We start from the raw sequence: 20,054 nt of genomic DNA, 5'->3' as shown, positions 1-20,054 counted from the left end.
TATCCCTAATCGGATGGCCTCTAATCGTTGATGTAGGGTCGCTAATGGCGCCCCCTTTATCGCATGGCGGTCCCTTGCTATTCGCGTTCCGTCGATGATGGGCGGTTCGCTTTCACGAATGCACTCGGCGTCATTCCGAAATACCGGGTAAAGGCGCGGGAGAACGTAAACAAATCCGAATAGCCCAGGGATAAAGCGGTCTGCGTGATGCTGATGCCCTCGGCGGATAATAGGCGGGTCGCTTTCTCCATGATCAACTGCTGCATGTAGCGGGACGGAGAGATGCCGTATCGGCGGGTAAACGCGCGGGTAAAGTGACTGCGATGCACGCCGGCCCACGCGGCAAGCTCCTCCACGGACAGGTTCTCGGTACAGTGAAGCTGCATATACCCGGGGATGGATCCGAGCCAGTCGGATGCAGCAGAAGAAGGAGATTGGTGCCGGTTCGAATTGATGCTGTGGATCAATTGGAATCCCAATGACATCAGCTGAAGACTGTGGTCTAGCTGGGGCTGCCGGAGCAATCTCTGAATCTCCTTGATGATCGCCAGGGTATCGTCCCCGAAGGCGTTTTGTCGATAGGGCCGCTCCGGATATAAATCGACATGCTCCAATATGGATGGCATCAACTCGCCCATAAAAGCCGTCCAGGTGATCGTGGTAGACGGCTGCTCGCAGTCCTTGACATAGGTATAGACCGAGCCGGGGAAGAGGCAGAACAAGTCGCCTTCCGAGAGGGAGACGCTACTGCCGTCCCATCCGAATTTCACCTTGCCACTGGCAACGAAATGTATACTATAAAATCCGACGGACCGGGGACCGATTTTTTCGGTGAAAAAGGGGTGCGTACCGGATTTGTATATCCACAATCCCATTTTTGTCTCAAATGAAACCGGATTGTTAAAGTATTCTTCTCTGGACAGTCTTGGGTTCACTGTCACGCCTCCTCCTGCCTGCTGTTCCTGATCATTTTTCTTGTTGTTGCTACTATGCAACATATTGTATAACGATTGCAAGGATTGAGCATTCCTTGTGGGCCTGTCAAAGGGTACGATGATGAGGAACAAGTCGAACATAGTAGAGGTGAATTAAGATATGAAACAACCGAATTTTATCGTCGTATATTGCGATGATCTAGGGTATGGGGACCTTGGGTGTTACGGTTCGGAAACCGTGAAAACCCCGCACCTGGATGGATTGGCTGATGAAGGCATTCGTTTTACGAATTGGTATTCCAACTCTCCGGTCTGCTCTCCGTCACGAGCCTCTTTATTGACAGGCAAGTATCCGGTCAGAGCGGGAGTCGGTGAAATCCTGGGGGCGAAGCGCGGCTCGCATGGCCTGCCTGCCGCCGAGGTAACATTGGCGAAGGCGCTTAAACCCGCCGGCTACAGAACGGCATTGTATGGAAAATGGCATCTGGGTCTGTCAGAGGAAACCAGTCCGAACGCGCATGGGTTTGATGAGTTTTTCGGATTTAAGGCGGGCTGCATCGATTTTTACTCGCACATCTTTTATTGGGGCCAAGCCCATGGCGTCAATCCCCTTCATGATCTATGGGAAAATGAAACGGAGGTTTGGGAGAACGGCCGGTATATGACCGAACTGATTACGGAACGATCCGTTGATTTCATTAAGCGGTCTCGGGAGCAGAAAGCTCCGTTCTTCTTGTTTACGTCATACAATGCGCCGCATTATCCGATGCATGCACCACAGGAATACATGAACCGGTTTGCGCATTTGCCTTGGGATCGGCAGGTCATGGCCGCCATGATTGCAGCGGTGGATGACGGCGTCGGGGAGATTGTGAAGGCACTGAAGGAAGCGGGTTGTTATGAGGATACGGTCATCTTTTTCTCCAGCGATAACGGACCGTCCTCCGAGAGCAGGAACTGGCTGGACGGGACAGAAGACGTTTATTACGGCGGGAGCGCGGGGATCTTTCGCGGGCATAAAGCAAGTCTGTTTGAAGGCGGTATCCGCGAACCTGCCATACTAAGCTGGCCGAACGGATTGGAGGGCGGACAAGTACGCGATGAGGTGGCGGCCATGATGGACATCGTACCGACCTTTCTGGATCTGGCGGACGTCGATCCGGCGGCGGCACCGCTTCAAGGCGTTGCACTGGATGGAAGCAGCCTGAAGGGGATGCTGCGAATGGGCGAGCCGTCGCCGCATAAGCAATTGTTCTGGGAGTATCAAGGCCAACTGGCTGTCCGGGAAGGGAAATGGAAGCTGGTGCTGAACGGGAAACTTGATTTCGACCGCGTGGTTCCGGATCAGGTTCATCTGTCCGATCTGTCCAAGGATCCCGGGGAGCGCTCCAACCTGGCGGACCATTACCCCGAGATCGTGGAACGGCTTAGTCGGGATGTGCGAGCCTGGTACGAGGAAGTTCAGCGTCACGGATCCTGAGAGTCGAGCAGAGCATAGCAGTTAAGCTATGGTAGTTAAATTAAGAAAAGAGATTGTCCCAAAAGTCATCATAGATGACTGAGGGACGAACCTCTTTTCATTTTGTCAACGATCCAAACGGGACAAATACGGTACAGAATCATGGACATTTCCAGCGGTGAATGGATATCCGTAATCATATTGTATTTCAGGTGCACGGTACGGTGGTCCAGGTAGAAAAATCTCTCCGGTTCCCATCACGGACCATATAACCGCTGTCGGGATCTGTCGGCTCACCTTAACTTCCTTTTTCTTAATCACATCCTCTCTCGGTTTTAGGGCTTTTTTCCATGTTCATTCCGGTCAGCCTCTACGGCAGCATTAAGTTCACTCTCATAATCCCGGGTGTTTTGTAAAACTTGTTCCTTTGTGTACTTATGCTTATTTGCATTCGCCTTGACGTGGTTGAATCGGAAACTAAGACGCGTCCACCTACCATACAGTGCTGAATGGCTTGAAGCACAATTTCATCAAAAATTTCCTGAAAAATCTCTGTGCTTTTAAAGCGAGTGCGACGATTCCAGCTAATCGTAGAATGATCCGGCACTTTGTCGGTTAAACCTAACCCCAAAAACCAGCGATAGGCGAGGTTGGTCTGAATGTCACGTTCGAGTTGGCGTTCGGAACGGATGCCATAAAAATAACCGAGGAAAATCATCTAAATAACACGACAGGGTCAATAGCTGGTCGCCCATTATCAGTATAGTAAAGCGGACGAACCTTTTCGTCGATGAAAGAGAAATTGATATACTTGTCCACTTTACGGAGCAGATGATCTGGAGGAACTAATTCTTCAATGGAAACAAACTCGTAAGCCTGCTGTTTTTCCCGGTTAGAACGCAATATATTTAACACCCTCCGAACGGTTTATTAACTCATATTATATAATATTAACGCGGTGTCGTGTTGAACTATATGTACAAAAAAATAACTGTCGAGACTTTCTCGACAGCCTGGAAAAGAGACACCTGTCGGTGCTCCTTTTTTTGGGCTCTTCGCTATACTGCGTGGTTAAAGGTACGTTTGATAGTCTAATAGAGCGATTTGGCATGGAGTCTCTACGGACATGAGTACTCGCGAAAGGCGCGAAGCATAAGACTTCGCGTTGCTAATCAGCTTATCATGCCCGCCTCTCCATATAAAATCGCTGTTCTATGTACCCACTTCGAGTAGCGAGAAAGCTTTTTTGTATGTTCGATTCTTTGATTACGTAAGAGCCCACGCACGATGCAGGTTCTAGGTTCTTTCCACTTTATTCTCCACCCCCAGCTACCGGATTGTCCAGATAGAGAGTCCAAGTCGTCATTTCTCATATAACTGTACTATGATTGTTGTAAATCACTGGTAAATGTACGTCTTTGTCTATAGTAAATTCTTTTTTGAAGTTAACGAATGATGTCAGACTATAAATTTCAAATTATTATTTAAAACAACATACTTAGCTAATACAATACTTTTTTCGACAAAAAAATCGTCTTCTTAATTTACACAAAAATGTATAAAATATAAAATAAATCATATAAAGCTCTATTCAATATAATGGAAATAATGGATATGATTATATTGGAATAACTGAATTGCTGGCCAGCAAAACTATATTTTGAAAAGGAAGGTGTAATTTTGAAGAATATTAATAGAATAGCGATTGTTACCGTTTTAGGTTGTTTGAGTGCAACAGCGGCAGTATTTGCCGGAAGTGGACAAGCAAGCACAGTTAGTATTAGCTACTATCAGACCTATTCTACCGGCACTACAGTCCCAATGTACGGTGATGTAACAGTTACAGGATTTAATAATCAGAATTATTCCACAAACTCTGTGTGGCTTGAACTTCACAATAAGAATAATACTATTGTTAAGCAAGCAGAAGCACCAATAGGGTTTAATGGCACTTTGTATACCGCCCAAAATGTAGCAACGAATGACTATCATCTTGATCTCAATCCAGATGGTCCTAATTATGATAGCGTTGTAGCAAATGGAAAAGCACAAAACTAATATCTAGTAGGACTTGGTGCAGAGAAGGAAGAGTTCTCCCTCCTTTTCTGCACCTTTATTTTCCAACCGGGGGAGGATCTAATGACTAAGATTATTAATTCTGCGAAAATTGAATTACTCATCATGCACCGTAATTATTGGAGTTATTTCATATTGATAAGTTCTCTACTGTATTTTGGATCCAGTTCCCTAGATCTTGTACAGTCCCACCAGCCAGGGGAATCTTTGAACGGAACTGCGTATATAATACAAGCTTGTATATTCTTGTTTATTACGTATGGGATTTTTCTTGTTAAAGAAGAATTTTCGAATGAGTCTGATGAAGTATTTGCAACCATTCCTAATGGCTTACGAGAAAAATATATAGGTAAATTAATACATATTGTGATGACAGTACTCTTTTTTTGTTTTCTACACTTAGTCTTATTATTTATAATCTTCTTCATAAATCAGATTCCAGCTGACTTCTATTATCCATCCTTCTTGTTCTTTATATTGTATTGGTTCATTCCTTTTATCATTTCGGGTATTGTTGGTTTAATTATCGGGATATGTATAAAATCAAAAATGGCATTCCCAATTATGTTGATTATAGGGATGTTTATAGGCCCTCTGAATCAGATTGTTTTTGTCGCATTAGCCAAAATGCTACCAGTGTGGCTTCAGAAATTGATGTTTCTTATGAATCTTGGACAGTCAGATCCGTTTAGGGCATATCACATTGTTTACGGTTTTCCAATGGAACACTTCCGATGGTTATCTAAACTAGGATTGCTTCTCTCGGTCATTTGTATCTTTGTTGCGTTATTGTCTCAAATAAACAAATTTAAGTACTGGAAGATTATTATGTTTGCAGTGACTTTGATAACAGTAGGGGCAAGCTTGGGAAGTTGGAGGGCGATGTCACCGCATCTGGAGGAACTTACTTCAAGACAAGCAATTAAATCAGATAATTCTTTTTATTTGAATAAGACCATTAAAAGCTATCAAGAAGGCACTGAATTTAGGGTCAGCAAGTACGACATGGATGTTACTGTCAAAAACGGATTGAAGAATAAGGTCAGAATGCAGATTGAACCTGATGTCAACATGGATAAACTGATATTCAGTCTATATCATAATTTTAAGGTTCATAGTGTAAAACTCTTTGATGAAGAGATGCCTTTCATTCAAGAAATTGATTATTTAACTGTTTCATTACCTAGTGCTTTATTGGTATCCAAAAAATATAATATTGAAATTATATATTCAGGTTCTGGACCTCAAAGGTTTTTTTCTAACCAGCAAGCTGTAATGTTACCAGGTTTCTTACCTTGGTACCCCGTCCCTGGTAAGCAACCAGTTGCTGAATTCATAGATAAATATATGGCTGTATTTTATTCATACAAGCCTGAAAATACTTTTGAGGTAAATATGAGGTATACAGGACCTGATCCTTTATATACGAATCTCGAATATGATGCAAGAGAAGGAGTTTGGAAAGCTTACGACGCTTCGGGTATCACCTTGGTCTCTGGCGAGATGGAAGAGTTGTATGTAAATAATATTAAAGTAGTCAGACCATATGCTCTATATGGAATGTCTAAAGATATGACGGCCGATATTAACGTATTTGTGGATTTATATAAAGATATTAGCCAGCGATTAGCCTACCAATATAAACCTCTGAACAAAATTTTTCTAATTGAGACAAGATTAAATGATGAAAACTTTTGGTTCGAGGAGAATTACGCTATTATTGATGTCAGTATACTACTCAATTCCAACAACTTCTTCCAAAGGGAATTTTTAATTCGACAAATCGTAGAAGGATTGGTTAGAAATTATCATTGGGAAAAACAAGATAGAACGATGAGAGAACTTTTTGTCAGAAGCTATTCCTATTGGTATGAGCAAATAAAGTTTGGATTAGATAAAAATCAGAATAACTTGCTTAAGAAATATTCTAGTGTTGTGCAAGATTATTATCCTAATCATCTAGCGACATATAATCAATTGTTAGAGTTCCTCGATGATAATATTAATGACGAAAAAATGATGTCCCAGTTTTTTAATGAGTGGATTCAATGTTTAAAAAGTGAGGAAAAAATAAATTGGGATCATTTGGACCAGATTATTGCAAAAACTTCAAAAGGAGAAGGGCTGGAATGACGACTCTAAAGATAGATTCTATTTCTAAGAAGTATGGAAAATATATGGCTTTAGACAATATATCATTGTCTATCGAACCTGGGATTTTTGGACTATTGGGACCTAACGGAGCAGGGAAATCGACTTTCATGAGAATCTTGACAGCGATTCAAACACTTGACTCAGGTTCAATAGAATATGGGACAGTGAACTGGCGAAATCAATTAGATGTTAAACGTTTAATAGGCTATCTTCCACAGAAGTTCTCCTTATATAAGCATCTAACTGTTATGGAGTGTTTAATGCACATTGCCACTATGAAAGGCATAAGTAAGGAAAAGAACGCAAAAGTTGAGTACGTATTAGAACAAGTGAATTTATTAGAACACAGGAATAAAAAAATCGGGAAATTATCGGGAGGTATGATTAGACGCGTTGGGATTGCCCAAGCAATTTTAGGAGAACCGCAAATAATTATTGTGGATGAGCCAACAGCGGGTTTGGATCCTGAAGAAAGAATACGCTTTCGTAATATCCTTCACAAAATTGGGCAGCGAAATTTGATTATCATTTCTTCGCATATCGTGGAGGACATTGAAACGATTTGCGGTAACATTGCGATTCTCCATAAAGGCAAGATATTAGCAACAGGTAATGTAAATAGTATTAGGCAGAGTGTGAATAATCTCATTAGGTCAGCAAAGGTTAATCCTGAAGAATTGTTAAGCTTAGAAAACAAAGTGAAAATTATTAGACAACAACCAATAGAAAACCAGATTTATATTCGATTCTTATCAGAGGGTGATATAGAACCGAATAGTGAGGTTGAAATGCCTACTTTAGAAGATGCCTATTTTTATTACATGCAGAGTGTTGGAAATTAGTATGCTCAAGTTAAATATTATTTTTAATTGGAAATCAATGGGGATCAATGCATACTTGCCTTTATTAACTTCTCTATTATTATTAATTGTTATTGTCTTAAATAATGGAGACATCGTACTTTCCATGCCAGTTATTGAAATGGTTTTCCCTATTTTCGGTTGCTGGTGGAGCATTTTTATTTTGCATGATCTATTGTCGGAGAATGGTAATGAAGTCTTGTTTTCCCTGCCTATGAAACGCTGGAAGCTTGGCGTAGTGCCAGTTTTGATTTTTTTCTTATTGTATATGTGTTTAATGATAGTTATGCTTGCTCTTATGAGTAATTGGATCGGTTTGATGGCAGTTATTTCACTAGGTCTTCAACTATCAGTTCAGTCTTTTTTTTATGCAGGATTAGGCTTTTTATCAATGGTGATTACTAGGAGTACAGGATGGTCAATTATAGCAGCAACCTCGTATCTCTCTTTAATGTTGTTGACGACTCAAACTTCATCACTACAAATAATTGATATTTATCTGCACAATGTGAGACCAATTCCTGTTTCCGAGTTAATTTATTTTATTCAAAAGGTAGGAGTCCTTGGCATATTAATGTTTATAAATGCTCAGTACTTGCTTTCAACTACAACAAGATTTAAAACGTAGTGGCCGTCAAGCTGTTGGAAGAGCGGCTGCAAAGGACTGGCCACTGAAGAAAGCCGCCGTCGATACCAAAAACCAAGGAGCTTAGGCGAGAATAGATCGCTTAACCCCTTGGTTTCTTTGAATACTATCCCATTTTATTGCTGAGGTTGTTCCAAAATTTACTTTTGGGACAACCTCTTTTTCATTTAGGGTTTGTGTATGTGGTATGAACTATCAATATGCCGTCCTTATTCTTAAAAAGGATTCAGCACATGGTAGAACACGTTCGGCGAAGCCATGCGGTAATAATGACTGCACCAGCCGACCCCTTTGTGGTTGTCGCGATTGGTCGTGCTGAACACCAGCCGTTCCTGCTCAAGCTCCTCAATGTTTGCCATCCGTCCCTCAACGTATTCTAGAATGCGGAACGATGCGCTATCCAGGCGGGTGATGACGCCGCCATAGCGGATGTCGATGACCTCCCAGCCGAAGGGCTTAAACATCCGGTGCCACTGCGTGCGGTGGACAATGCGCAGCTCTTGAACGGCTTTGGAAATGGCAGGGAGCACGACCTTGGCCATATGCCCTAAGGTATCGGTGTCCTTGGTGTCATAGGCTTTCTTCAGCAAAATGCCAATCTCGCTTTTGCGTTTGAGGACGGCGCTCAACTTCTCCGGCATATCGAACAGATAGTCCAGCTCGGCGCTGCTATCGCGCTTCGCTCGCAGGTTTTGCTCCAGTTCGGCATAGTGGTTCGAGAGGTCCAGGCCTTCGATCTGTTTGTCGAACATCCCGAGGAGCACGTCCTGATACAGCAAAAATTTCGACGGGTTGCTCTGCTTGGCGTTGTTCGGCTCCTGGCCGGGGATTTCGTCCAGATCCTTAAGCAGGAGGAATGTATCCATATCGATGCCCGTACAGAATTTCACCCGTTCCGCCAACTGAACCGGGGACGGCTTCTGTTCCGAGTAGGCATGCTCGGCATAGAGCTGCAGACCAAGCAGCGCCGCGAACGGATTTCCTTCGTTGCCGTCATCGCCCCACATCGTGGCGTATACCTCGCGAATTCCCTCCTGCTTGCACACTTGAAGCGCAACATCCGAAGCGTTCAGGGACAAACCGTAGTTGACGCCGAAGGTGTTGAAAATCCAGACGGCTCCCGCAAACACGAGGTTGCACCCCAGCGGACGGTGATTGGCGATCAGCTTCTTATAGTCCTCCGGCTCCATGTGGGTATAGTCCCAGTACACCATGTCCACGTCCTTCGGGATGCGGCGGGCCATATCCTCTGGAATCGACGTTTCCTTATCGTAATATGCCGCATCGCCGCCTCCGCCGGCAGCGAGCTTCAGAAACATGTCGCTCCACATCATCGGCTTCAGGCCGCGTTTGCGAACGGCAGCCAGGACTTTGTCCAGATGGGCGATCATAATGTCGAAACGGCTCACATAACCGTTGTGATCCAAATATTTTCCCCGACCAAGCTCCTCCGCTTCGTCCATCCCGATATGAATCTTGTTGCTGCGGAACGGAGCGCTGGCAGCCTCGATCATCCGTTCAATCAGGGAATCTGTCTGCTCGCTGCCGACAAGAAGGGCCCCCTTCGTATCACGGTAATGTTTGATGGGCTCCCACTTCAGAAACTCCTCCAGGTGCGCCAAGGTTTGGATGCTTGGGAAAGCCTCGATGCCGAATTGATCGGCATAATCGTCAATGGCTTTCAGTTCCGCTTGCGTGTAGCGACCGCGCATATAACCGAAATACGGCTCGCCTTCGATCTGGTAGGTATCCTCCATGTATAACATCACGCTGTTCATCCCCATCAGGGCCATCTTGTTCAGCATGAGCTTGAAGCTGTCCACGGTCAGCACGGCGTTGCGGGACAGGTCGAACATCGGGCCGATCCGGTCAAATTGCTGACGTTCGTGAAGGTGGAACGTATCGCTTTGGCGGCTATGTTGAACCAGCAAGCCGAGTCCCCGGAAAAATTGATGTTTTCGTCCGTAACGAATATAGGTGTGAGTCCGGTCCCTGCCGACCTCCAGATCTCCATCCGACAAGGCTACCTCTATGGGGACTCCGTCCTCCCCAAGCTCTACGCCAAGCTCATCCAGCAGCAGCTGAATGCCGGGCATGACATCCGTAACAGCGCCCTCAAAACGAAATTTCATATGAAATCCCCCTGCATCCATGATTTTGCGAACATTAAACATTATATCATTATAATGTTTAATGTTATGGGAATCGTCGTGGGAAATCAATCATTAGTTTGCGAAAGTATGCTTCCAATTCATTTTACTAGAAACAACAATCAGTAACACCTTAAACGGATGAAACGCGCGTGGAAGGGAATCAGTCATTCCGATGGTTGATTCCCTTTATTTGTTAGAGCTAGATCTGCTGGAGAGAGTCTCACTTGAGCCGCAAAATAGTTTTTGAAAACAGGCCAAAATGTGGTTGACGGCAAGGAACCTCGATACTACAATAAAGAATGCAAACGTTTCCATTGTAATCGCTTTCATCTATCTTTATTTCATTCTATATTTCGAACCATTTCTCTAACCATTGTCAGTTATTGTCGTGCTTTACTTGATGGAAGCTCAAACCTATTTATGCAAGCGTTTGCGCAATGATTGGCATTAAAATAGCATCAACTGCACTTAATCCAAGAACCGAAGGAGGTTATTTGTTCATGAGAATGACTGTTTTAAGCAAACGAACGTGGTCTATCATCATGATTGTTTCGTTGATTTTCTCCATGCTCGGCATTCCGCCATCAACGGCCGATGCCAATAACGTGCCAAGCCAGGTTACGCTGGTGGGGACTCTGCAATCCGAACTAGGCCATAGCGGAGATTGGGACCCGGCCGCCGCCGCGACAACCATGAAGAATATGGGGAACGGAGAATACAGCTTTACCGGCCACTTGCCCGCGGGATCGTACGAGTACAAGATCGCGATTGACGGTAAGTGGGATGAGAATTACGGTTCCGCCAATTATTCCAATCCAAGCGGAGCGAGCAAGGATGGCAACATTCTAATATCGCTCGCTCAGGACTCTCAGGTTACTTTTTATTACAACCACGGGACCCACCGGATTGCGGATTCTACATACTACGTTCCGATTGAAGCGGATAAGCTTCCAAGAGTGATCGGCAGCTTCCAGTCGGGCATCGGCGAAGCGGCCGACTGGTCGCCTACGGATGCGCGCTTGATCATGCAGGATTCCGATTATGACAATGTATACACGGTGACAGCCGATGTGTACGAAGGGGATCATGAGTATCAAATCGCTTTGGGCAGCGATGCGGCAAGTCCGGTTTACCCTACTAATCGGGAAGGGCTTCAACTGCCGCAAGACGTGAAGGTTACGTTCAGCTACAATGCGAACAATCACGGTGTTGCCGCTCATTTCACGGTGCCTGCAGATCCGGGAACGCCGGTTCCCGCTAACCATCTGCGCGTCCATTACAACCGGGCAGACGCGAATTACGTCAGCATCGGACTGTGGATATTCGATGACGTCGCATCTCCGTCCGCCAATTGGCCGGCAGGCGCAACGCCCTTCCCTGGCGGGCAGCAGGACGCCTACGGGGCCTTCGTCGATATTCCGCTCAAGGACGGCGCCCAAAAAGTCGGCATCGTCGTTGTCGATCGCATCAGCGGCAATAAAGACGGCGGCGACAAGAAATTCACCTTAGCCGCGCCTGACATGAACGAAGTATGGCTCAAGGAAGGCTCCGATACGGTATACAGCTTTGAGCCTGTTGCCCTGCCGGCGGATACCGTGCGCATCCACTATCAACGGCAGGATCAGAATTACGATTCGTACGGTTTGTGGATATGGGGTGATGATGTCGCTGCGCCTTCGAAAGACTGGCCGACAGGAGCCACCATGTTCCCGGCAGATCAAACCGACCGTTACGGCGCTTACGTGGACGTGCCGATGAAGCCGGGGGCCCAGAAGATTAATTTCCTCGTGCTGGATCCGTCCATGGGAGATGCCGGGAAAGACGGCGGCGACAAGGGTTTTACCCTGATAGACCGATACCAGCATTTGTTTATTAAAGAAGGCGACAATACCGTCTACACATCTCCGCATGGGGAGGTGCCTACGGGGTTAGTCTCGGCAGAGGTATTGGCTCCCGGAAAGCTCCAGCTCGGATTTACGATGACCGATGGCTTGGAAGCGGATATGCTGAAGAATGAGCTGCAGATCAAGGATAAGGACGACAACACGGTTACCATTCAAGACGTGAAGATTGTCGGAAAAACCACCATCGAAGTGTCGGCATTATTCCAACTGGATCAGACTCCGCTTAAGGTAACCTACGCCGGAAAAACCATATCGGCTTCGACCGGCTGGAGAATGCTGGATGAGATGTACGCGTACGACGGCGATGATCTCGGGGCGACTTATCAGTCCGGTGGGGCCGAGCTCAAGCTGTGGGCACCGACGGCAACCGAGGTCACCGCGAATGTGTACAGCAAGGATGATGCAACGCAGTTGATCGGCAATGTAACCCTGCAAAAAGGCGACAAAGGGGTTTGGTCGGTTCATTTGAAACCGGGAGATCTCGGAATTCAGGATTTTAGAGGATATTTTTATCAATACGAAGTGACCAACAACGGTGTGACGAAAGCCGTGCTGGATCCATATGCCAAATCCATGGCGCAATTCAGAGTGAACACCAAAGGTGAAGCAGGACCGGACGGTGATACCGTCGGCAAAGCGGCTATCGTCGACTTGAGTCAAACGGATCCTGCCGGCTTCGGTTTTGCGGACATTCCTGGTTATGAGCAGCGGGAAGACGCCATCATCTGGGAGATTCACGTCCGGGATTTTACGTCGGATCCGACGATTGAGAACGATCTGCATAACGCGACTTGGGGATCCTACGACGCATTCAAAGAGAAGCTCGAATACATCAAGTCCCTAGGCGTTACCCATGTTCAGCTTTTGCCCGTAATGGCGTGGTATTACGGGGACGAAGCTGCCATGAAGAACAGGGAGCTGGAATATTCGGCAAAAGACAATGAGTACAACTGGGGGTATGATCCGCACAGTTATTTCTCGCCTGATGGTGCTTACTCCGAGGATCCTACGGATCCGGAATTGCGAATCAAGGAACTGAAAGCGATGATTAACGCCATCCACGAGGCGGACATGGGCGTCGTATTGGACGTGGTATACACCCATATGGCCAAGGCAGAATTCCTGAATGATATCGTGCCGAACTATTATGCCTTCCAGGACGCCAACGGCAATTTCATCGGCGGCTTCGGCAACAACCTGGCAACCAACCATAAGATGGCCGAGAAGCTGATGGTAGACTCCGTGAAATACTGGTTCGACGAATACAAAATCGACGGCATGCGCTGGGACATGATGGGCGACGCCACGTATGAGGCTGTACAGAACGCCTATGATGCCGCAGCCTCCATTAACCCGAACGCTCTGTTTATCGGCGAGGGCTGGGTCACCTTCGGCGGACATCTGTCGGATCCTTCCCTGGCAGGCAAGGGGGCAGACCAGAATTGGATGGATAAGACGGACGACGTCGGCGTCTTCTCGGATGAGTTCCGCAACGAGCTGAAATCCGGCTTCGGCAATGAAGGTGAGCCTAGATTCATTACGGGCGGCGCACGCGACATCCAAACGATTTTCAACAATATCAAGGCCCAGCCTAGCAACACGAAGGAAGATGACCCGGGCGACATCGTTCAATACATTGAAGCCCATGACAATCTGCCGCTGTACGACATCATTGCGCAGTCTATCAAGAAGGACCCTTCGATAGCAACGAATGATCTGGAGATTCATAAACGCATTCGTCTGGGCAACCTGATTACTTTGACTTCGCAAGGAACGGCTTTCCTCCATGCAGGACAGGAATACGGGCGGACTAAGCAATGGCTGGGTCAGGGTGTGCCCGAGCAAAAATATCACGAATTAGAGGACGAGGCGGGAAACCGTTTCGGTTATTTCATCCACGACTCCTACGACTCCTCTGATGCCATCAACATGTTTGATTGGGAAAAGGCAACGGATGAAACCAAGTATCCGGAGAATAACAAGACGCGGGAATATACGACCGGATTGATCGAGTTAAGAAAATCGTCCGACGCCTTCCGCCTGGGCGATCAGTCCATAGTGAATTCGAATGTGACCCTGCTGCAGATTCCCGAGGTGAAAGCGCAGGATCTGGTCATTGCGTATAAAAATAAAGCCACGGACGGAACCGGCAATTATTATGTATTCGTTAATGCCGATAACCAGTCGAGATCGTTGACGCTTAGCGAGGATCTAACCTCCGGCACGGTGGTGGTTGATAACGACGAAGCGGGCACGACCGGCGTTAAGGCGAAGTCCGGATTTACGTTAACCTCCGGCTCTATTACGCTTGAGCCTCTGACGGCCGTTGTAATTAAAATGAAAGCTAAGATCGATGACGGTGGGAACGGCAGCAACCCTGGCAGTGGAAATGGAAATGGAAATGGAAATGGAAACGGAGGCGGGGGAGGCGGCAATCCGTCGACCGATCCGGGAACGAAGCCAAATCAGGGTCAGCGGATCGTCAACGAAGAGTCGCTGCGCAGCGGGCAAGAGAAAGTGACGATTCAACTGGGTGCCGAGGATATCGAGGTTCTCTTGCCGCTGACGGCAGGGGACATCCTGGGAGAGAAGCCGCTTGCGCTGAAGCAGGGCGGCGTGATGGTACAGCTTCCATCCGCGCTGCTCAAAGCGCTGCGCCAGCTCGTACCGGCCGATCAGGCTAAGGATGCGGTTATCTCGTTTAAGCTGGAAGAGGTTGGATCGCAGATGGCTGCCTCACTCGTAGCCAAAGCAGCTGCTTCCGAGAAGGCTAAACTGAAGCAGGGCAGCAAGCTGTATGATTTCCAGCTTTCCGTCCGCACAAAAGAAGGCAAGGCATATAAAATGGAGCGTTTCATAGCACCCGTAACGATTGGATTTGCAGTCGACAGCGCCATTCACGGCAAGCTGGCCGGTATCTACCATATCTCAGATCAAGGCCAACTGAAATATGCTGGCGGCAAGCTGGTAAACGGGCTGCTGACGGCCGAAGTCAGCCAATTCAGCACATATGCTGCATTGGAATATGATAAATCGTTTGTGGACCTTACCGGCCATTGGGCCGAGCAAGCGGTAAAAGAGCTTTCCGCGAAGCATATTGTAAATGGCACCGGCGATACGAAATTCAGCCCGAATCAGTCGCTGACACGCGCGCAGTTCGCTGCAATGCTCGTTCGTGCCCTGAGTCTTGAAAGTACACAAGGCACGGCCTTCACTGATGTGGACGGCGAAGCGTGGTATGCTTCGGCGATTGCGGCGGCTTATCAGCATGGACTGGTGAATGGCAGAGGCAAGGACACCTTCTCGCCGAACGTCGCCATCACTCGCGAGGAGCTGGCTGTGATGCTTTATCGTGCATACCGGACCAGGGGGAACGTCTCTTCTTTAGCAGAAGCACCGGACCTGAAGGATAAGCAGCAAATTTCTCCATGGGCAGTCCAAGCGGTGAATGAAGCCTTGTCCCTTGGCTTGATGAAGGGGCAGGCCAATGGTACGTTTACGCCTCACGCTGAGACCACCCGTGCGGAAAGCGCGCAAGCCATGCTGAATCTGTTGGACCGACTCTGAAGTAGCACCAGATATTCTTAAGCAAGAATATTAAATCAGGAAAAGAGCCCTGGATAATTCAGCGGCTCTTTTTACCCGTCATATGATAGTATTTTCTTTTTTCTTCCTCATCCGCCTTATAAATAGTAAGTATGCACTCCTTGCCTACCGTCAACTCTAGACGCAGAGTTATATGAGTGGCCTTGGTTGGTTCGTTCGTCATTTATAATTTAGAAGTCCTTCAGGCAATCCCTGAAGGACTTTTTTTGTGTCTTTTGTCGCAGAACCATTGGATTATTTATGTAATTTTGATATAGTAACCCTACCTCTATGATCTTGCTTGCCTCGGCTTGGCGCCTCTATTCTTACAACAATTCTCTGCGTTCCACCATGGCTTTCCAGACACGGGACGATCATGCCCGTATCATATTAGCAAGGCGAGTTATCTGATACCAAATGGAATGAATTGTGAATCGGCAGGCCTATCGCGTGAGGAAAATGCATCTAACTTCGAAATGAGACGTAGTATGTGTTATATCCTCATTTACCTATGTTTTACGGATATTTTAAAAGGCGGTTATAAGTCGAATCAGTCATCGCTCTATAGGAGTAAGGGAGGTGTTAATTCTTGAATGGCTCGAAATCCGTGAAGCTGCTCCTTCTTATGGCGGTTATCGCGATCGTAAATATTGTGCTGGTTTCGCCCGGGCTGCTCGGATTCCATATTGGCGGCGATAGCGCCTTCCAGTCGGCATCGGTCATTACCGTATGGATTGTTAGTGTTCTTGCACTCTTTTATGGCAGTTATGTTTTGTTATTCAAGCCTCCGGCTGTGAAGGCGATCCAAACGATTCAGACCCGTGAGGATTACATAGACGCGCTTCATCATTATCGCAACGTGAAAGTGCTGAAGAATGATATCGCCCTTGCCCTGGACCAGTTGGAACGAATCGAGATAAAGAGAAACGCACTGCTGGATGTCCTGGGTCAGCGTTTTGAGCAAACGGAGCTCAGTTACAAGAAATTCATTGCGGTCATCGATGAGGTTGAGAAGCTGTTCTATCTCAATATCCGAGGGATTCTGAACAAGCTGGGCGTCTTCGCCGCATCCGATTTCAACCGCATGGCCGATCAGCCCAAAGCATCCCAGCTATCCAGCAAGGTGGCGCAGAAAAAAACAGCCTTATACCAAGAGTATCTGGCATACGTGACCGGTTATCTGGAAGCGAATGAAGAAATCATGCTCAAGCTCGATAAACTGCTGCTGGAGATTTCCTTGCTTGGCAGCACCGATTACCGGGATGTGGAGGAGATGCCATGCATGAAGGAAATCGATACGTTAATCAAGCAAACCAAACTATATAAGCAATAAGAGAGGGAGATGATTATGCGAAGCAAAGGGAGTGCCTTTGTCGTATTAGTGGCCATTGCTGTGGTCGTGTTTGTTCTGGTGTATGCGGGGATCACGTTAACCTCCAATCTGGGCAAGAGCCAGTCTGAGGTCGATTCGGAAGGTGCGGCTAAGAAAATTAACAAAATCTACAAGGACATTGTGGTCACGACGGCGGATCCCATAAAAGGCCAAGTCGATCTGGACCCGGTTGCCGTAGCCGACTCTCTGCCCGATATATCCAAGTTTCCGATCTCGGTCGAGAATACGACGGACTTGTATGTTGAGATTTTCTCCTCGCCCGAGAAAGCAGGGCCTGGCATTGACGGTTGGTTGAATGAAGTGGCAGCGGAGTTCAACAACTCCAAGCCGGTGGTGAACGGCAAGCCGGTATCGGTTAAAATCCGTAATATCGCGTCGGGAACCGCAACCGATTACATAACATCCGGAAAGTACGTGCCGGACGCTTTTACGCCTTCTAATGAACTGTGGGGGGAGATGGTCAAGGAATATGGCGTCAAGGCCGAGCTTGTATCCAAGCGCCTCACGGGGAACGTGACCGGCGTTGTCACTCGAAAGGCCAAATACGATGAATTGGTGGAGAAGTACGGCTCCTTGAACGTCAAGACGCTGACGGATGCGATATCGAATAACGAATTGGCGATGGGTTACACAGATCCTTTTGCAAGCTCCACGGGTCTAAACTTCCTGATCACGGCCCTTGAAACGTTTGACAGCTCCGATCTGCTTAGCGAAAAAGCGGTACAGGGCTTCGAGAAATTCCAGGCGAACGTCCCTTTCACGGCTTCGACCACGATCCAGATGCGCGATGCGGCGAAGTCCGGCATGCTGGATGCCTTTGTCCTGGAGTATCAGACCTATGTCAACGCGGCGGACATGAAGAGCGGTTACGTCTTTACCCCGTTTGGCGTAAGGCACGACAGTCCCTTGTATGCGCTCGGGAAAGTGCCGAAGGAGAAGCTGGACATCATTAAGAAATTCGCGGCGTTTGTCGAGCAGGACAAATACCAGAAGATGGCTGACAAAAAAGGGTTCAATGGTCTTAACGATTACCAATCCGAGCTTGAAGTTGTCGACAGCAGTCTGCTGCCTTCTGCGCAGAAGCTGTGGAAAGAGAAAAAAGATGGTAACAAACCGGTTGCGGCTGTGTTTGTAGCGGACGTGTCGGGAAGCATGGACGGTGAGCCGTTAAACCGCCTCAAGGAATCGCTGTTGACGGGACAGAAATATCTGGGCAGAGACAACAGCATCGGTTTTGTATCGTATTCCACGGATGTCACGATTAATCTTCCGATCGGGAAGTACGACTTGAATCAGCAGTCGATGTTTGTTGGGGCGATCAATAGCCTTGAAGCCAGCGGGAATACCGCGACGTTTGACGGCATTGTGGTGGCAATGAAGATGCTTCAGGACGAGATGGCGGCGAATCCCGACGTGAAACCTCTGATTTTTGTGCTGAGTGACGGGGAGACGAACGTTGGGCACTCCCTGGATGACATCCGGGAACTGATCAAAGCGTATAAAATCCCAGTATACACGATCGGCTATAATGCCAACATTCAGGCGCTCCAGAGCATATCCAGCATCAATGAAGCAGCCAGCATCAACGCGGATACTGACGATGTCGTATACAAAATCGGCCAGCTGCTGAATGTGCAGATGTAGCAGCATTACAAGCGTTTTTCACATATAACGAAATGGTTCACACAAGAAACTTGTAGGAGGGGTTATATTGTCATTTACGATGGAAGTCATTAGTCCCGAAGAGATTAAGACGGCGATTGAAGAGCAGGTGAAGCCTGAGCCGGAAGAAGTCACGCAGCTGAAGGAGCTGGCAGCTAACAATGTGCAGGCCATCATGGAGCTGGATATCGAATCGCTCGAGAAGCGAAGACAGGTGCTGCAATCCATCGAGAGCTTTGGCATCAGCTCGATGAGATCCTCCTCGGAGAAAAATGCGCTTCTGCAGGTTCAGGTGGGAAGATTATCGAAAACCGGGGATGAAGGCGGTCAAGTGGCCAAAGGGTTAACGGAGCTGCAGCTGCAGCTGAAGGATTTGGACCCGAGCGTTGTGGATTTTGCGAAGAGCGGGCTGCTGGGCATGGTGTTTAACCCGCTGCGCCGATATTTTGCCAAGTTTCAAAAGGCGGATGCCGTCATTTCAGATATCATCATTTCTCTTGATAAAGGCAAAACCGTATTAAAGAACGACAACACCACGCTGGAGATTGAACAGCAAACCCTCCGCGAGCTGACCAAAAAGCTGCAAAAGGAAATTCAGCTGGGCATGCTCATGGACGGAGAGATCGAATCCCAGGTCGAGGCGGCCAAAATACGGCAGGAGTCGGAGGATAAAATCCGGTTTATTACCGAAGAAGTGCTGTTCCCGCTGCGCCAGCGCGTGATGGACCTGCAGCAGATGCTGGTCGTGAACCAGCAGGGGATTATGGCGATTGAAGTGGTCATTCGGAACAACAAAGAATTAATTCGCGGCGTAGATCGGGCGAGAAACGTAACGGTAACGGCGCTGAAAATCTCGGTCACGGTGGCTAGTGCCCTGTACAACCAGAAGATTGTCCTGAAGAAAATCGAGCTGCTGAACGAAACCACGAACAATCTGATCAGCGCTACCTCCAAAATGCTGAAGGATCAAGGTGCGGCGATCCACAAGCAGTCGCTGGAAACGAGTATCTCCGTCGATACCTTGAAGCAAGCGTTTACGGATGTGCTGTCGGCGCTCGATTCCATCAGCACTTACAAGCAGGAGGCGCTCCCGCGGATGCGTGAGACGATCCATCAATTCAGTGAGCTGGCGGTAACAGGCGAGCAGCAGATCCAGCGCTTGGAGCGGGGGCAGAAGCTGGGACTGTAAGGCAGGACGGGACATATTTTAAAAAAGAGTGTGTAGGT

At 47.4% G+C, this 20,054-nt stretch carries 11 protein-coding genes and 1 pseudogene; 9 read left to right on the top strand and 3 right to left on the bottom strand.

What is annotated here, in order from left to right:
* Positions 1-77 precede the first annotated feature (77 nt).
* Positions 78-935, bottom strand: coding sequence for an AraC family transcriptional regulator (locus ACOZB4_RS22050; RefSeq protein ID WP_379408386.1), 858 nt, complete (start codon positions 933-935; stop codon positions 78-80).
* Positions 936-1,095: 160 nt separating this feature from the next.
* Here ACOZB4_RS22050 and ACOZB4_RS22045 point away from each other — a divergent pair, with 160 nt between their 5' ends.
* A complete protein-coding gene (locus ACOZB4_RS22045; RefSeq protein ID WP_379408391.1) occupies positions 1,096-2,415 on the top strand; it encodes a sulfatase-like hydrolase/transferase in 1,320 nt (439 codons plus the stop codon).
* 108 nt (positions 2,416-2,523) lie between these two features.
* Here the strand turns inward: ACOZB4_RS22045 and ACOZB4_RS22040 are convergent.
* Positions 2,524-3,300, bottom strand: a pseudogene (locus ACOZB4_RS22040) (transposase); the annotation flags it as partial.
* A gap of 774 nt (positions 3,301-4,074) precedes the next feature.
* Between ACOZB4_RS22040 and ACOZB4_RS22035 the strand changes: the two are divergent.
* The 4 genes from ACOZB4_RS22035 to ACOZB4_RS22020 all read left to right on the top strand — a co-directional run bounded on the left by ACOZB4_RS22035 (position 4,075) and on the right by ACOZB4_RS22020 (position 8,112).
* The gene (locus ACOZB4_RS22035; RefSeq protein ID WP_379408394.1) at positions 4,075-4,452 is read left to right on the top strand and encodes a hypothetical protein; all 378 of its coding nucleotides are present in this window, start codon (positions 4,075-4,077) and stop codon (positions 4,450-4,452) included.
* A gap of 81 nt (positions 4,453-4,533) precedes the next feature.
* Positions 4,534-6,603: an ABC transporter permease gene (locus ACOZB4_RS22030; protein WP_379408397.1), complete on the top strand. Its 2,070-nt coding sequence runs from the start codon at positions 4,534-4,536 to the stop codon at positions 6,601-6,603.
* The gene (locus tag ACOZB4_RS22025; RefSeq protein ID WP_379408400.1) at positions 6,600-7,466 is read left to right on the top strand and encodes an ABC transporter ATP-binding protein; all 867 of its coding nucleotides are present in this window, start codon (positions 6,600-6,602) and stop codon (positions 7,464-7,466) included. The genes ACOZB4_RS22030 and ACOZB4_RS22025 overlap by 4 nt, the downstream gene beginning before the upstream one ends.
* Positions 7,429-8,112, top strand: a complete 684-nt coding sequence (locus tag ACOZB4_RS22020) for a hypothetical protein (RefSeq protein ID WP_422759645.1) — start codon at positions 7,429-7,431, stop codon at positions 8,110-8,112. The genes ACOZB4_RS22025 and ACOZB4_RS22020 overlap by 38 nt, the downstream gene beginning before the upstream one ends.
* Before the next feature lie 233 nt (positions 8,113-8,345).
* Here the strand turns inward: ACOZB4_RS22020 and ACOZB4_RS22015 are convergent, their stop codons facing one another.
* The gene (locus ACOZB4_RS22015; RefSeq protein WP_379408406.1) at positions 8,346-10,262 is read right to left on the bottom strand and encodes a beta-N-acetylhexosaminidase; all 1,917 of its coding nucleotides are present in this window, start codon (positions 10,260-10,262) and stop codon (positions 8,346-8,348) included.
* Between the two features lie 521 nt (positions 10,263-10,783).
* On the opposite strand from ACOZB4_RS22015, the gene ACOZB4_RS22010 reads away from it, so the two are divergent.
* The 4 genes from ACOZB4_RS22010 (at position 10,784) to ACOZB4_RS21995 (ending at position 20,016) form a co-directional block, all read left to right on the top strand.
* Positions 10,784-15,754 carry a pullulanase gene (locus ACOZB4_RS22010; RefSeq protein WP_379408409.1) on the top strand — a complete coding sequence of 1,657 codons (4,971 nt, stop codon included), beginning with the start codon at positions 10,784-10,786 and terminating at the stop codon, positions 15,752-15,754.
* Positions 15,755-16,361: 607 nt separating this feature from the next.
* The gene (locus ACOZB4_RS22005) at positions 16,362-17,105 is read left to right on the top strand and encodes a hypothetical protein (protein WP_379408412.1); all 744 of its coding nucleotides are present in this window, start codon (positions 16,362-16,364) and stop codon (positions 17,103-17,105) included.
* Between the two features lie 15 nt (positions 17,106-17,120).
* On the top strand, positions 17,121-18,809 hold the full coding sequence (locus ACOZB4_RS22000) for a vWA domain-containing protein (RefSeq protein ID WP_379408417.1): 1,689 nt from the start codon (positions 17,121-17,123) through the stop codon (positions 18,807-18,809).
* A 67-nt stretch (positions 18,810-18,876) separates the two neighbouring features.
* Positions 18,877-20,016 carry a toxic anion resistance protein gene (locus ACOZB4_RS21995; RefSeq protein WP_379408420.1) on the top strand — a complete coding sequence of 380 codons (1,140 nt, stop codon included), beginning with the start codon at positions 18,877-18,879 and terminating at the stop codon, positions 20,014-20,016.
* The last annotated feature ends 38 nt before the right edge of the window (positions 20,017-20,054 follow it).

Source organism: Paenibacillus sp. NPDC058898 (assembly GCF_049316025.1).
Classification (GTDB): Bacteria; Bacillota; Bacilli; order Paenibacillales; family Paenibacillaceae; genus Paenibacillus_AQ.
The sequence above is the reverse complement of the archived record's forward strand: the minus strand, read 5'-3'. Positions and strand labels throughout refer to the sequence as shown.